Genomic DNA, 318 nt, shown 5'->3' with positions numbered 1-318 from the left:
CGCCGCCCACGTGGCCGCGAGTTTCATGCCGACCGGATAGACCGCCGCCATGCAGGCGCCGGTGAGGAAGCGCAGCACCGGCACGACCGCCGACGTGGGCGCGAGGAACAGGATCGCGACGTTGGCGATCCCCGCGACCGCCGCCCCGGCCGCGAAAAGCCGGCGCAGGTCGAACCGGTCCGCGAGGCTGAGCAGCGCCGAGACCAGCGTGCCGGCGACGAACCCCGCCTGCACGCTGCTGGTCAGCAGCGCGGCGTGGAAGGGCGTCAGCGGGTAGTGCGCGCGTATGGCGGGCAGCGAGGCGGTGGTCGCGAACCA

The 318-nt window shown here is 73.9% G+C and carries 1 protein-coding gene; it reads right to left on the bottom strand.

Annotated features, from left to right (window positions below; genetic code table 11):
• Nucleotides 1-318: MFS transporter (locus tag B8460_RS20440; protein WP_048863469.1), on the bottom strand; the 318-nt coding region annotated here is incomplete at both ends.

This window comes from Acidisphaera rubrifaciens HS-AP3 (assembly GCF_000964365.1).
Taxonomy (GTDB): domain Bacteria; phylum Pseudomonadota; class Alphaproteobacteria; order Acetobacterales; family Acetobacteraceae; genus Acidisphaera; species Acidisphaera rubrifaciens.
Note: the sequence above shows the minus strand (reverse complement) of the source record. Positions and strands in the feature narration are given on the sequence as shown.